Raw genomic sequence first — 14,938 nt, forward strand, 5'->3', positions numbered from 1 at the left:
GGCTTAACAATCACATACCCCTGGGTGACTCCGCCCATGCCCCAACGGTGGGGCAGGCCAAGAGAGGAACGTACATGTCCTTGCACGCAAGGTGGCGGCGCGTAAGAAATGCGGCGATAGGAGCGGTGTCCATAGGGCTGGTCGCCGCCGGCTGCGGAGGCTCGAGCGGAGGCGGCTCGAGCACGGACAGCGACACCCTGGTCGTCTTCAACGGCCAGGCCACGGACTATCAGCGGAACTTCAACCCGTATCTGCCGGGGAGGAACGAGGGCGACGGCACCATCTTCGAGCCGCTGTTCTTCTTCAACATCGCCCGGCAGGACGACCCGAAGCCGCGCCTGGGCACCGAGTACACCTGGAACGACGACGGCACCGAGCTGTCGATCACGGTGCGCGACGGGGTCACCTGGTCGGACGGCGAGGAGTTCAGCGCCGACGACGTCGCGTTCACCTTCAACATGCTCAAGGAGCACGAGGCCCTCAACACCCAGGGGTTCAACGGCGATGTCGAGGTCGTCAGCCCCACCGAGGTGCTTGTCACCTTCCCCGAGCCCGCCTACATGAGGGCGGCCGACCTGCTGGGCAAGACCTGGATCGTGCCCGAGCACATCTGGGGGGAGATCGACGACCCGGCGACGAACACGATCGCCGAGCCCGTCGGCACCGGCCCGTTCACGCTCTCCGACTTCAGGCCGCAGGCGTTCACGCTGACCGCCAACGCCGACTACTGGGGCGGCGAGCCCGCGCTCCAGAACGTCCGCTACACGGCCCTCTCGGGCAACCAGGCCGCCGCCGACGCCCTGTCGGGCGGCGACATCGACTGGAACACCGGGCCCGTGCCCGACATCGCGAACACCGAGTCCGACTACCCCGGCTACAAGAGCATCACGGCCCACGCCTTCCAGATCGCGCTCAACACGTGCTCAAGCGCCGAACTCGGCTGCGAGGGCCCGCAGACCGACCCGGCCGTGCGCCAGGCGATCTACTGGGCAATGGACCGCGAGCAGCTCAACTCGCTGGCCTTCCAGAACACCGCGAGCGAGATCTCGCCCGGATTCGCCCTCCCCGAGCGCGACGCCGGCTATGTCTCGGCCGACCTGGAGAACCAGACCGCGCTCATGACGGCCGACGTGGACCGCGCCCAGGAGATCCTGGAGAACGCGGGCTACCGCCAGGGCGACGACGGCATCTACGCCAGGGACGGCCAGAAGGTCTCCCTGACCATCACGGCGGTCGCCGGCTGGACCGACCACATCACGGCCGTCAACACCCTGGCCGAGCAGGTGCGCGAGGCCGGGATCGAGCTGACGGTCAACCAGGTCTCGTTCAACGAGATGTCGGACTCCCGGGGCCGCGGCGACTACCAGCTGATGATCGACTCGATCTACCCCGGCCCGCTGCCCGACCCGTACTTCGTGTACAACAACTTCTTCAACAGCGCCAACACCGCCCCGGTCGGGGAGACCGCCAACCCCAACTTCGCGCGGTACGAGAACGCCGAGGTCGACGAGGCCATCTCCCAGCTCGCGCAGATCGACCCCGAAGACGCCGACGCGCGGCAGCCGTACTACGACACCATCCAGACCGCGCTCGAACGGGACATGCCCTACATCCCGGTGCTGACCGGCGGCACCACGAGCCAGTTCAACGCCGAGAAGTTCACCGGCTGGCCCACGGATGTGAACCTGTACGCGTACCCGGCCGTCTGGCAGAAGCCCGACCAGTCCGAGATCTACCTCAGCCTCGAGCCGGCCGGTGAGTGACACAGTCCGATGAGGTACTACGCCCGGAAGCTCGGGTTCTACCTCGTCGCCCTCTGGGCGGCGCTGACCCTGAACTTCCTCATTCCACGAATGATGCCGGGCAACCCGGTCGACACGCTGCTGATCAAGCTCCAGCAGCGTGGCGGCTCGGTCGGCCCCGACGTCCGCAGGTCCTACGAGCTGCTGCTCGGCGCCGACACCGGTGATCCGCTGTTCCAGCAGTACGCCCAGTACCTCGGCAACATGTTCAGGGGCGAGCTCGGCGTGTCCGTCAGCGCCTTCCCCGCCCCGGTCACCGAGGTCATCTCGCAGTCCCTGTCCTGGACGGTCGTGCTGATCGGCATCGCCACCCTGCTGTCGTTCCTGGTGGGCGTAGTGCTCGGCACGGTGGTGGGCTGGAGGCGGGGCTCCTGGCTCGACTCCCTCGTCCCGGCCACCACCGTGCTCTCGGCCGTGCCGTACTTCTGGCTCGCGCTGATCTTCGCGCTCGTGTTCTCGTCGTCGCTCGGCTGGTTCCCGCGCAGCGGCGGGTACGACGTCACGCTGGCGACCGGCTGGAACTACGAGTTCATCAACTCCGCCGTGTACCACGGCTTCCTTCCGGCGCTGACCATCGTGGTCTCCTCCGTCGGCGGCTGGCTGCTCGGCATGCGCAACATGATGGTCTCGACCATGTCGGAGGACTACATCCTCACCGCCCAGGCGAAGGGCCTGCGCAACCGGCGGATCATGACCCGTTACGCCGCCCGCAACGCCGTGCTGCCCTCGGTCGCGGGGTTCGCCATCTCCCTGGGCTTCGTGGTCTCCGGATCCATCGTCACCGAACAGGTCTTCTCCTACCCCGGCATCGGCTCCAAGCTCCTCCAGGCCGTGGAGAACAGCGACTACGCCCTGATGCAGGGGATCTTCCTGGTGATCACGATCGCCGTGCTCGGCGCCAACCTGATCGTCGACCTGCTGTACGGCCTCATCGATCCCCGCACCCGGGTCGAGAACTGACCAGGAAGGAGCAGGCACCGTGACCAATATCAGCCCGCTCACCGGCAGCGCCGACGAGGGCGCTGCGCTCGCGGGGACCGACCCCGCCCCCTCGCCAGGGCGGCGCCCACGCGCCAGCGGCATGCGCGCCCTGGTGCCCACGTGGTCGCCCCAGCTCGCCACAGGGCTTGTCCTGGTCCTCGGCATCGGCCTGTTCGGCCTCTTCGGGCCGATGTTCGTGGGCGACCCCAACGCCATCGACAGCATGGGCATGACCTCGCCGAGCGGCGACTTCTGGCTTGGCACCACCCAGACGGGTCAGGACGTCTTCGCCCAACTCGCCCACGCCACCCGAGGATCGCTCCAGATCGGCCTGCTGGTCGGCGTCCTCGCCACCCTGCTCTCGGCCGTCTTCGGCATCATCGGCGGCTATGCGGGCGGCGCGATCGACGAGGGCTTCTCCCTCTTCTCCAACGTCATGCTGGTCATCCCAGGGCTGCCGCTGGTGATCGTCATCGCGGGATTCGTGCCCGTGCAGGACCGCGGCTGGTGGACCATCGGCCTGGTGCTCGCGATCACCAGCTGGGCCGCCTCCGCCCGCGTGCTGCGCGCCCAGACGCTCTCGCTGCGCAATCGCGACTATGTCGCCGCCGCGCGCGTCGCGGGCGAGAAGCGCTGGCGCATCGTCTCGGTGGAGATCCTGCCGAACCTTCTGCCGCTGCTGGCCTCGCAGTTCGTCTTCGCGATCATCGCGGGCATCCTCGCCGAGGCGGGCCTGTCGTTCCTCGGCCTCGGCGCCTCAGGCTCCCAGACCCTGGGCACGATGCTCTACTTCGCCCAGAACGGCTTCGCCCTCCAGAACGAGGCATGGTGGTGGTTCGTGCCGCCAGGCGCCATGATCGCCCTCTTCGGCTGCGGCCTCGCGCTGATCAACTTCAGCATCGACGAGATCATCAACCCCAAGCTCCGCGTCCCCAAGCCGCCCAAGGGCGACGCCGCCGCGGCCATCGAGGTCGCCGTCGCGCCCGTGCCCGTCGAGGGCGCCGCCGCCGATGCGCCCAAGGCGCCCAGCGTCGTGCGCGTCGAGAAGCGCCGCGACGCCGTCCTCACCGTCAAGGACCTCAACGTCGTCTACCGCACCGCCCAGCCGGTGCACGCGGTCAAGGACGTCTCGATCACCCTGGGCCGCGGCGAGATCCTGGGCCTGGCCGGTGAGTCGGGCTGCGGCAAGACGACCCTGGCCTACGCGATCAACCGCCTGCACAGGCCGCCCGCCGAGGTCGCCTCGGGCAGCGTGACGTTCCACGACAGGGACGGCGGTGACATCGACCTGCTGACGCTGGGCGACGAGGAGCTGCGGCGCTTCCGCTGGGCCAAGCTCTCGATGGTCTTCCAGGGCGCGATGAACTCGCTCAACCCCGTGATCACCATCAACGAGCAGCTCGACGACGTCCTCACCACCCACCGCCCCGGCATGCCGCGCGCCGAGCGCCGCGCCCGCTGCGAGGAGGTGCTTCGCCTCGTCGGCGTCGACCCCGCGCGCCTCGCCTCCTTCCCGCACGAGCTGTCGGGCGGCATGCGCCAGCGCGTCATGATCGCCATGGCGATGCTGCTCGACCCCCAGGTCATGATCATGGACGAGCCCACCACGGCCCTCGACGTGGTGGTGCAGCGCGGCATCCTGCGCGAGATCATCAGGCTCCGCGACGAGCTGGGCTTTGCCGTCGTCTTCATCACCCACGACCTGCCGATGCTGCTCGAACTGAGCGACCGCGTCGCGATCATGCGTGCGGGCGAGATCGTCGAGTACGCCGAGGCGGGCCAGATCTACGACAACCCCAGGCACCCCTACACCCGGCAGCTCCTCGAATCGTTCCCGAGCCTGACCGGCGAGCGGGGCGCGTTCATCCGCACCGGTGAGAGGACCCCGCGATGACCGCACTCGAGGTCCGCGACCTCGTCAAGGACTACCCGATCCGCTCGGGCCTGCGGCGCTCCACGCTGCGCGCCGTCGACCACGTGTCGTTCACCCTCACCCCGGGCCGCACCGTGGCGCTCGTGGGGGAGTCGGGCTCGGGCAAGTCCACCGTGGCCAAGATGATCGCCAGGCTCGAACGCCCCACGGGCGGCGAGATCGTGGCGCTGAAGGACGACGGGACGCCGGTCTCCGACCGCGAGTACCGCGACCATGTGCAGATGGTCTTCCAGGACCCGTTCGCCTCGCTCAACCCCTTCCACACCATCGAGCACCACCTGGCCCGCCCGCTGCGCCTGCACGGCAGGGCGAAGGGCGCGGCCGACACCAGGCGGCAGGTCGAGCAGCTTCTCGAACGCGTCAACCTCACGCCCGCCGACACCATGGCGCCGCGCCGCCCCCACGAGCTGTCCGGCGGGCAGCGCCAGCGCGTGGCGATCGCGCGGGCGCTCGCGCCGGGCGCGCAGGTGGTCGTGGCCGACGAGCCGGTCTCGATGCTGGACGTCTCCATCAGGCTCGGCGTGCTCAACCTGCTGGCCAGGCTCCAGCGCGAGGACGACCTCGCGGTCCTCTACATCACCCACGACCTCGCCACCGCGCGGCACTTCTCCGACGACATCCTGGTGATGTACCGGGGCCATGTCGTGGAGCGCGGTCCCTCCGACGACGTGATCCTCCACCCGCGGCACTCCTACACCAAGCTGCTCGCCGCCGCCGCGCCCAACCCCGACGAGCGGGGCCGCTCGCTGGCCGAATCGCCGGGCGCGATCAGCCAGGAGGACCTGACCAGGACGTATGACCACTACGCGGGTGAGTGGCGCCCGTTCGGCAAGGCGGCGCCCATCGCCAAGGCGCTGGCCGACCCGGTGGGGACCCACCGCGGCTGACCGAGGACCCGCGCTCTCCGAAGGAACGCGAGAAACGATCCCGAGAAGCGATCGCGAGAAACGGGCGCACAGGCCGCGTGCCTGTGCGCCCGAACGCGGGGGAGAGGTGCCATCGAGTTACTTCGTTCAGTTGCATAACCATCAACCCCGGTCCGAGCAGACGACGCAGACGATCCCCAGGGAGTGTTCCACCATGATCCGTCACGCCTTGCACGACGGTTGGCAGCTGACGGCGACTGCCGGGCCGGTCCCCCAGGACATCGCGGGCCGCACGGTCCCCGCCCAGGTCCCCGGCAGCGCCCACCTCGACCTGCTGGCCGCCGGCCTCATCCCCGACCCCTATCTTGACCGGGTCGAGGAGGAGCTGGTCTGGGCCCACCGCACCCACTGGCGCTACGCCACCACCGTGCCCGCCGACCTCGCGGCGGCGCCCGCCGACGACGAGCGCGTCGACCTCGTCTTCGAAGGGCTCGACACCGTCGCGACCGTCGAGTGGGGCGGCCAGAAGCTCGGCACCACCGCCAACATGCACCGCTCCTACCGCTTCGACGTCCGCGCCCTGCTCGACGGCGCCCCCGCGGACCTGGCCGTTGCCTTCCGCCCCGCCCTCGAGTACGCCGAGGAGACGCAGGAGCGCCTTGGCGCCCGGCCCCGCGCGTACGAGCACCCCATGAACATGGTCCGCAAGATGGCGTGCAGCTTCGGCTGGGACTGGGGCCCCGACCTCCAGACCGCAGGCATCTGGAAGCCCGTGCGCCTCGAACGCTGGCGCACCGCCCGGCTCGCCGAGGTCCGCCCCCTGGTCACCGTGGCCGACGACGGCACGGGGCGCGCCGAGGTGCACGCCGTGATCGAACGCTCGGGCCTGGGCGAGGACACCGAGCTGACCCTGACCGCCGACGTCGCGGGCCGCCGCGCCACCGTCACCGTCCCGGCGGGCGCCACCACCGCCGCCGTCACCGTCGAGGTCCCCGACGCCCCCCTCTGGTGGCCCGTCGGCCACGGCGAACAGCCGCTCCACGACCTGGCCGTGACCCTCGCGGGAGCCACCACCGAGCCGCTTGACAGCTACGAGCGCCGCATCGGCTTCCGCACCATCGCGGTGGACACCACCCCCGACGCCATCGGCACCCCGTTCACCTTTGTCGTCAACGGCAAGCCCATCTTCGCCAAGGGCGCCAACTGGATCCCCGACGACCACTTCCTCACCCGCGTCACGCGCGAGCGCCTCGAGCGCCGCGTCGACCAGGCGCTCGGCGCCCACATGAACATGCTGCGCGTGTGGGGCGGCGGCATCTACGAGTCCGAGGACTTCTACGACATCTGCGACGAGCGCGGCGTCCTCGTCTGGCAGGACTTCCTCCTCGCCTGCGCCGCCTACCCCGAAGAGGCCCCGCTCTGGGACGAGTTCGAGGCCGAGGCCAGGGAGAACGTCGCCCGGCTGACCCCCCATCCCTCCCTCGCCCTGTGGAACGGCGGCAACGAGAACCTCTGGGGCTGGATGGACTGGGGCTGGCAGGAGCGCCTGGACGGGCGCACCTGGGGCCTCGGCTACTACACCGAGCTGTTCCCGCGCGTCGTCACCGAGCTCGACCCCACCCGCGCCTACGCCGACGGCAGCCCCTACAGCCCGCGCTTCGCCCCCGAGGACAAGCACCCCAACGACCAGGACCACGGCACCCGCCACGAGTGGCAGGTCTGGAACCGCCTCGACTACACCACCTACCGCGACCACATCCCGCGGTTCTGCTCGGAGTTCGGCTTCCAGGGCCCGCCCACCCGCGCCACCCTGTCCGCGTGGATCCACGACGAGCCGATCAGCCCCACGTCGCCCGCGTTCCTGCTCCACCAGAAGGCCGACGACGGCAACGGCAAGCTCGACCGGGGGCTGGCCCCCCACCTGCCCGAGCCCCGCGACTTCGAGGAGTGGCACTGGGCCACCCAGCTCAACCAGGCCCGCGCCGTCGCGTTCGGCGTCGAGCACTTCCGCTCCTGGTGGCCCAGGACCGCGGGCACCCTGGTGTGGCAGCTGAATGACTGCTGGCCCGTCACCTCCTGGGCCGCGGTGGACGGCGACGGGCGGCCCAAGCCCCTGTGGTACGGGCTGCGCCACGTCTACGCCCCCCGCCTGCTGACGTTCCAGCCGAGGCAGGGCCGCACCTCGCTCCTCGCGGTCAACGACACCGACGACGCCTGGCACGGCCAACTCCTCCTGCGTCGCCGTTCGTTCGGCGGAGAGGTGCTGGACGGCGCTACGATCTCCCTCGACGTCTCGGCGCGCTCCGTCGCCGAGTTCGAGCTGTCCGACTCACTGGTCAAGCCCGCGGACGTGGCACGGGAGGTGCTGGTGGCCACCACGGACGGGGCCAGGGCGGTCCATCTGTTCGCCGAGGACCGCGACCTGGCGTACGACCCGGACGCGCTGACCGCCGACGCGGTCGCGGTGCCGGGCGGGTACCGGATCGACGTCACCGCCACGTCGTTCGCCAGGGACGTCGCGATCCTGGCCGACCGGGTGGCGCCCGACGCGCGGGTGGACGACATGCTGGTGCCGCTGCTGCCGGGCGAGACCCACTCGTTCACCGTCCGCACCGACGCGCGCGTCGACCCCGCCTCGTTCACCGCGCCGCTCGTGCTGCGCAGCGCCAACGCCCTGCACGCGCCCACGAGCGCGACTCGGTGAGCGACACCTCGGTGGACGGAACGGAGGCCATCGGCCTCGTCCTCGCCCGGCCCGCCAGGCTGCTCGGGGTGGAGCCGTTCTTCATGGAGTTCATCGCCGGGATCGAGGAACGGCTCGCCGAGCGCCGCCTCTCCGTGCTACTCCACGTCGTCGCCACGCACGACGAGGAGATCGCCACCCACCGGCGGTGGGCCGAGCGCTGCCTGGTGGACGCGGTCGTCGTGGTCAACCTGACCGTCGGCGACCGCCGCCCCGGCGTGCTCGCCACGCTCGGCCTGCCCGCGGTGTTCGCGGGCGCCTGGGAAGGCGGCCCCGACCTGCCCGTGGTCGCCACCGACAACGCCGCCCCGGTCCGCGAGGCGCTCGGCGAGCTGCTGGCCCTCGGCCACCGCCGCATCGCCCGCGTCACCGGGCCCGCCGACCTCGTGCACACCAGGGCCAGGACCGCGGCGCTCGCCGATGGCTGCGCCGCGGCGGGCATCGAGCCCGTGCTCGTCGAGGGCGACTACTCCGCCGAGGCGGGCACCAAGCTCACCGCCCAGCTGCTGCGCCGCCCCGAGCGGCCCACGGCGATCCTCTACGACAACGACGTCATGGCCATCGCCGGGCTCGGCGTGGCCAAGGACCTGGGCATCGCCGTGCCGGACCAGCTGTCCCTGGTGGCCTGGGACGACTCCACGATGTGCCGCCTGGCCTCGCCGCCGCTTACCACCATGAGCGTCGACGTCCACAGGTTCGGCGTCATGGTCGCCGAGTCCGTCCTTGAGCTGATCGACGGCGGCCCGGTCACCGCCCGCCGCTCACCGCCCGCCCGCTTCACCCCGCGCGGCACCACGGCGCGGGCCCCAAAGGGGCCGCCGTCACTCGGCTGACCGCGCGCGCTCGGCCGCGTCCTCCTCGGCGATCCGCGCCATGGCCGACTCGGCCGTGCGCCGCGCCCCGCGCCCCGTGGTGAGCAGGCCGATGAGCAGCACGAGCGCCCCGCAGCCCGCGAGCACCCACCAGCCCGTGTCCCGCGAGCTGGTGCCGAGCACGGTGCCCACCACCGCGACGCCGAGCGCCGAGCCGACCTGCCGCCCGGTCGAGGCGATGCCCGCGGCCACACCGGACTGGCTGCGCGGCATCCCGGTCACGGCCGTGTTGGTGATGGGCGCGTTCACCAGGCCGAACCCGATGCCGAAGGTCACATACGCGCTGAACAGATACGCCAGCGACGTGTCCCTCGTCAGGCCCGTCAGCAGCACCCCGCCCACCGTGATCGCCACCCCCGAGAGCAGCACGGGGAGCCGCGGCCCCACATGGCTCACCAGATAGCCCGAGAGCGGCGCGAAGACCAGCGTCATCGCCGCCATCGGCAGCAGGTGCAGCCCCGCATCGAACGCGCCGAGCCCGCGCTCGTTCTGGAGGTAGAGCGTGTTCAGGAAGAGAAAGCCGCCCAGGCCCGCGAACGCCGCGAGCGCCATGGCGAACGCCCCGCTGAACGGCGCGCTGCGGAAGAACCGCAGCTCCAGCAGCGGCTCCTTGCGCCGCGGCTCGTACCACAGCAGGCAGGCAAGCGCCGCGATCGCGATGCCGAAGCAGATCAGCAGCAGCGGCGAGCCCCACCCGTCGTGGCCGCCCTCGATGATGCCGAACGTCAGCGAGCCGAGCAGCACGATCACCAGCAGCTGCCCCACCACGTCGAGGCGCCGCGGATGGGCCGCGCGCGACTCGGGGACATAGCGGGTGGTGAGGACGAGCGCGGCGAGGCCGATCGGGATGTTGAGCCAGAAGATCGCCCGCCAGCCGAACGAGGCCACGAGCGCGCCGCCCAGGATCGGCCCGAGCGCCATCGAGATCCCGACCACCCCGCCCCACACGCCGATCGCGCGGGCCAGCTCCCTGGGATCCCTGAACGTGTTGGTGATGATCGACATCGCCACGGGGTTGAGCATCGAGCCGCCGATCGCCTGGAACGCGCGGAAGGCGATCAGCCAGCCGAGGCTCGGCGCGAGCGCGCACAGCAGCGACCCGGCGACGAAGAGAACGAGCCCCGTCTTGAACACCCGCCGCCGCCCCACCCGGTCCGCGGTCGAGCCCGACAGCATCAGGAACGACGCGAGCACCACCGTGTAGATGTCCACGGTCCACTGGAGCCCCGAGACGTCGGCGCCCAACTCCCTTTCCAGCGAGGGCAGCGCCACATTGAGCGCGGTCACGTCCAGGCTGACGATCAGCAGGCTCATGCAGCAGATCGACAGCACCAGGAGACGGCGCGGGCGGCTGAGGGCATCAATGTCCGGCATCTGGGCGAAGCCTATCGGCGAGGTCAGGGGGGCGCCCCGCGGGTAGCCCGGGCGGCCCACGGGAATCCCCCAGGGAACACCCCGGGGAATAGGGGCCCGCGCCGCGAGCGTTGGGGCCACCCTGGAAGACGTGCCGACCGCCAACCCTGCGCCACGAGGAGGTTTCGTGCCCGACTCCACACCCGAGACCCATGTCATCGCCTACCGGGCGGCCGAGCAGCTGCTCAACGCCCGCGACCCGCGGGGTGCCCTCAAGCTGCTCGACCCGCTGATCACCGCCCACCCCGAGAACACCTCGGCCCGGCTGCTGCGCGCCAGGGCGTTCTTCCTCGCCGCCCAGCTGCGCTCGGCCGAGCTGGAGTTCCAGCTGGTGCTCGAGCGCGAGCCGGACAACTCGTTCGCCCACTTCGCGCTGGCCCGCACCCTGGAGCGGGCGGGCCGCAAGGGCGAGGCCCTGCGCCACTTCCGGCTGGCCGCCGCCCTCGACCCCCGCCCCGAATACCGCGCCGCCGCCCGCTTCGAGCCCTGACCGGCATGCGCCTGCCCACGGTCCGATCCGCCGCCGGGCGCGCCGCGGGCCGGATCGTTCAGGCTGCCGTCGCCGACGCGTCCGACACCTGACGGCGCACGGCCGCCACGATGGCGGAGGCGTTGATCCCGGCCTCCTCAAGCTGCTCGGCCTCGGTCGCCGAGCCCGGCATGGTGTCCACCGCGAGCCGTATCAGCCGCGGCGCGGCCCTGCCGTCGGTGAACGCGTCGAGCACCGCGTCGCCCAGGCCGCCCTCGGGCCTGTGGTCCTCCACGGTCAGCAGGCAGCCGGTCTCCTCCGCGGCCTCGAGCAGCGTGTGCGCGTCCACCGGCTTGACCGAGTACAGGTCGATGACCCGCACCGCCGTGCCGCCCTCGGCCAGCTCGTCCGCCGCGCGCAGCGCCTCGTGCACGGCCACCCCGGCCGCCACGATCGTCAGCCGGTCCCGCGACGAGCGCCGCAGCACCTTGCTGCCGCCCACCGCGAACTCCTCGTCGGGCCCGTAGATCACCCGGCTCCCGCCGCGCCCCGTGCGCAGGTAGCGGATCCCGCCGCCGTCCGCCATGGCGGCGGTCAGCCTGGCCGTCTGGTTGGCGTCGCACGGCGCGAGCACCGTGCTGCCGTGCAGCGCCCTGAACATCGCCAGGTCCTCGAGCCCCATCTGCGACGGGCCGTCCTCGCCGATGGCGACGCCCGCGTGCGAGCCCGCGAGGCTCAGCGAGGCCCGGCTGATCGCGGCCATGCGCAGGAAGTCGTGCGCCCTGCTGAAGAACGCGGCGAACGTCGAGACGAACGGCGTCCACCCGCGCACCTGCATCCCGACGGCCGAGGCGACCAGCTCCTGCTCGGCGATGTAGCACTCGAAGAAGCGCCCCGGGTGCTCCTCGGCGAAGAGCTGCGAGCGCGTCGAGTCGCTCACCTCGCCGTCGAGCGCCACCACGTCGCCCCGGTCGCGGCCGACCGCGGCCAGCGCCTCGCCATAGGCGTTCCTTGTGGCCACCGTGTCGCCGACCTCGTAACGCGGCAGGTCGGCGTGGACCCCGTGCGCCTGCCGGGGCGCGGTGGTCGCGGCGGGGCGTTCGACCTCGACGCGCAGCGAGCGCGCCCCGCCGAGCTCGTCGACCGCCTCCTCGGGGTCGGGCACGGGCTTGCCGTGCTTGCCCTCCTTGTCGGCCACCGCGGCCACGCCCTTGCCCTTGACGGTGCGGGCCAGGACGACCGACGGCCGGTCGGTGACGCCGTTCGCCTCCCGGTAGGCGGCGTCGATGGCCACGGGGTCGTGCCCGTCGACCTCGACGACGTGCCAGCCGAACGCGTCCGCGCGGCGGGCGTAGGCGTCCAGGTCCCACTCGTGCCTCGTCGGGCCGCGCTGGCCGAGGCGGTTGATGTCGGCGACGAGGGTCAGGTTGTCCAGGCGCTCGTAGCCCGCGTGCTCGAACGCCTCCCAGATCGAGCCCTCGGCCAGCTCGCTGTCGCCGCACATGACCCACACCCGGTAGGGCATCTCGTCGAGGCGCTTGCCCGCGAGCGCGATGCCGACGCCGATGGGCAGGCCCTGCCCGAGCGAGCCGGTCGCGACGTCGACCCAGGGCAGCCGGGGCGTGGGGTGGCCCTCGAGCCTGCTGCCCAGGGTGCGGTAGGTCATCAACTCCTCGTCGCTGAGCGCCCCCGCGGCCTTGTACGCGGCGTACAGCAGGGGCGAGGCGTGCCCCTTGGAGAGGATCAGGTGGTCGTTGCCCGGGTGTTTGGGCCAGTCGAAGTCGTAGCGCAGGTGACGGGCCAGCAGCACGGCCATGAGATCGGCGGCCGACATCGACGACGTCGCGTGCCCCGACCCGGCGTGCCCCGTCATCCGGACGGCGTCCACGCGGAGCTGCTGCCCGAGTTCGGCCAGGTACTGGTCTGTGGTCATTCCTGCCTCCTGCGTCGGCATGGATCTCCGTGCGCGGGTACCCGGGCCGCCCGCCGCCTAACGACCGCACGGGGCCTGGCCGTCCATGGCGCGGGGCCGTGGCGGGCGGACCCTAGTGGCCGGGGCGGATGCCGCCGCCGGGGTTGCCGTCGCTGAACGGCCAGCGCAGCAGGGCGCCGAGCCCGCCCACCGGCACCTCGCGCGGGTCGCCGTCCGCCGCGGGCAGGGCGATGACCTCGGCGCCGTTCGCGGCGGCCGAGCGCAGCAGGGCGTCGTCGGCGCGGGCCGCGGCGGGCATGGTGGCACCCAGGTACTGGGCGTCGGACTTCCGCACCGACACCTGGTCGGGCTCGGCGCCGACCCACACGTCCCGGTGCAGGTCAGGGCCGTCGGGCCGCACCAGCAGCGAGGAGATCCGGTGCTCGCGCGCGGCGTCCACCAGCGCGGGCAGCCCCTCGGCCGCGTCGATGCCGTCCCCCGCGATCGAGCGCCCGGCGCGGAAGCGGTCGAGCGTCTCCTCGGCGCGGGACCTGGCCCGCTCGCCGCGGGCGCGTTCCACGTCCTCGTCGAGCCGGTTGTCCTTGGTCCCGGCCGAGCGCCCGCCGTGCTCGGACTCGACGGTGATCTCCCGCAGCGGCTCGGGCAGTCGCTCGTGCACCGAACGCCGCTGGCGCGGGTCACCGGCCAGCACCAGCAGCTCGGCGTGGGACGCCTCGGCGTCCGCGGCGAGGGTTTCGGCGATGCGGGCGGCGTTCTGCTCCCAGGTGTTCTCCACGGCGAGCTGGAAGTGGCGCTCGGACCAGTCGGCCCTGCCGGTGCGGTGGATGGGCCACTGCTGGTCGCCCTCCACATGCCCCGCGGGCCGTGGCCTGCCGTGGGTGCCGCGCAGCTGGAGGTCGGCGCCCCTGCGGTCGACGAACGCGACCAGGCACGTCGGCTCCCGCTCGCCGTAGTCGAGCAGCGGGGCGATGCGCGGCAGCGCGGCCCAGCTGGTCGGCGCGGGGGAGGGCGGCGGGACCGAGAGCGGCACCCTGAGCACCGCCTCGCCGTCCGTGGCGAACACGGCCTGCCCCGCGTCCTCGCGGGTGACGCCGCTGAGCGTGTCGAATACCGCCCGGCACGTCGCCTCGTCGGCCCCCGTCTCCGCCAGCCGCTCGCAGGCGTCGCGCGCCTGGAGCTCCCGCACCGCCACGGCGTCCTCCGCGACGGCCGAGGTGTCCATGTAGACCGAGGCCCAGGGCCCCGCCCTGTGCAGCAGCGGGTTGAGGAATCCCATGTCCATGATCAGGCGTTGACCTTCCCGAACTCGCTCAGCATCGCCTCGTTGAAGTACCGCAGGTCGGCCGGTTTCCGGCTGGTGACCAGGGTGTTGGGGCCGTCGCTGTCGATGCGCACCCGCTCGTCGACCCAGGTGGCGCCCGCGTTGACCAGGTCGGTCTTCAGGCTGGGCCACGAGGTCAGCGTCCTGCCGTCGATGACGTCGGCCTCGATCAGCGTCCAGGGCGCGTGGCAGATCGCCGCGACCGGCTTGCCCGCGGTGAAGAAGCCGCGCACGAACGAGACGGCCCGCGGGTCGAGGCGCAGCGCGTCCGGGTTGGCGACGCCGCCCGGCAGCACCAGGGCCTCGAAGTCGTCCACCGACACCTGGTCCACGGTGGCGTCCACCGGGAACGTCTTGGCGGGCGTCAGGTGGTCGAACGCCTGGATCTCGCCCGGCTTGGTGGAGATGAGCTGCGGGGTCTCGCCGGTCTCCGAGACCGCGTCCCAGGGCTCGGTGAGCTCGATCTGCTCCACGCCATCGGGCGCCATCAGGAATGCGATACGCATGCGCTTCACCTCGTATGTTCAGGTCGTACGTCGAAACACTGTCGGCTCAGGGCCCGGGTATCCGGCGGGGCGGAGCCGGAAACCCGACGGCGCGGCGTT

The 14,938-nt window shown here is 71.8% G+C and carries 11 protein-coding genes; 7 read left to right on the top strand and 4 right to left on the bottom strand.

Features of this window, described 5'->3' with window-relative positions; all coding sequences use genetic code 11:
• Positions 1–125 precede the first annotated feature (125 nt).
• From DEH69_RS24800 to DEH69_RS24825, 6 genes are all read left to right on the top strand, one after another.
• Entirely contained in the window at positions 126–1,763 is a 1,638-nt protein-coding gene (locus DEH69_RS24800; RefSeq protein WP_258534937.1) for an ABC transporter substrate-binding protein, read from the top strand.
• Between the two features lie 9 nt (positions 1,764–1,772).
• Entirely contained in the window at positions 1,773–2,762 is a 990-nt protein-coding gene (locus DEH69_RS24805) for an ABC transporter permease (RefSeq protein WP_113689201.1), read from the top strand.
• A 19-nt stretch (positions 2,763–2,781) separates the two neighbouring features.
• A complete protein-coding gene (locus DEH69_RS33510; protein ID WP_309302903.1) occupies positions 2,782–4,677 on the top strand; it encodes a dipeptide/oligopeptide/nickel ABC transporter permease/ATP-binding protein in 1,896 nt (631 codons plus the stop codon).
• On the top strand, positions 4,674–5,603 hold the full coding sequence (locus DEH69_RS24815; protein ID WP_113689202.1) for an ABC transporter ATP-binding protein: 930 nt from the start codon (positions 4,674–4,676) through the stop codon (positions 5,601–5,603). The genes DEH69_RS33510 and DEH69_RS24815 overlap by 4 nt, the downstream gene beginning before the upstream one ends.
• Positions 5,604–5,796: 193 nt before the next feature.
• Positions 5,797–8,286 carry a glycoside hydrolase family 2 protein gene (locus DEH69_RS24820; protein ID WP_113689203.1) on the top strand — a complete coding sequence of 830 codons (2,490 nt, stop codon included), beginning with the start codon at positions 5,797–5,799 and terminating at the stop codon, positions 8,284–8,286.
• Positions 8,283–9,158, top strand: coding sequence for a LacI family DNA-binding transcriptional regulator (locus DEH69_RS24825; protein WP_258534938.1), 876 nt, complete (start codon positions 8,283–8,285; stop codon positions 9,156–9,158). Before DEH69_RS24820 ends, DEH69_RS24825 begins: the two co-directional genes overlap by 4 nt.
• Here the strand turns inward: DEH69_RS24825 and DEH69_RS24830 are convergent.
• Complete coding sequence (locus tag DEH69_RS24830) at positions 9,147–10,571, bottom strand: MFS transporter (protein WP_113689335.1); 1,425 nt, start codon at positions 10,569–10,571, stop codon at positions 9,147–9,149. The genes DEH69_RS24825 and DEH69_RS24830 overlap by 12 nt on opposite strands.
• A 166-nt stretch (positions 10,572–10,737) precedes the next feature.
• On the opposite strand from DEH69_RS24830, the gene DEH69_RS24835 reads away from it, so the two are divergent.
• Positions 10,738–11,100: a tetratricopeptide repeat protein gene (locus DEH69_RS24835; RefSeq protein WP_113689204.1), complete on the top strand. Its 363-nt coding sequence runs from the start codon at positions 10,738–10,740 to the stop codon at positions 11,098–11,100.
• Positions 11,101–11,158: 58 nt separating this feature from the next.
• Here DEH69_RS24835 and DEH69_RS24840 read toward each other — a convergent pair whose 3' ends face one another.
• The 3 genes from DEH69_RS24840 to DEH69_RS24850 all read right to left on the bottom strand — a co-directional run bounded on the left by DEH69_RS24840 (position 11,159) and on the right by DEH69_RS24850 (position 14,839).
• Complete coding sequence (locus DEH69_RS24840; RefSeq protein ID WP_113689205.1) at positions 11,159–13,012, bottom strand: transketolase; 1,854 nt, start codon at positions 13,010–13,012, stop codon at positions 11,159–11,161.
• Between the two features lie 112 nt (positions 13,013–13,124).
• Entirely contained in the window at positions 13,125–14,294 is a 1,170-nt protein-coding gene (locus DEH69_RS24845) for a Vms1/Ankzf1 family peptidyl-tRNA hydrolase (protein ID WP_113689206.1), read from the bottom strand.
• A 2-nt stretch (positions 14,295–14,296) separates the two neighbouring features.
• Positions 14,297–14,839, bottom strand: coding sequence for a type 1 glutamine amidotransferase domain-containing protein (locus tag DEH69_RS24850; RefSeq protein ID WP_113689207.1), 543 nt, complete (start codon positions 14,837–14,839; stop codon positions 14,297–14,299).
• Between the last annotated feature and the right edge of the window lie 99 nt (positions 14,840–14,938).

This window comes from Streptomyces sp. PT12 (genome assembly GCF_003311645.1).
Lineage (GTDB): Bacteria > Actinomycetota > Actinomycetes > Streptomycetales > Streptomycetaceae > Streptomyces.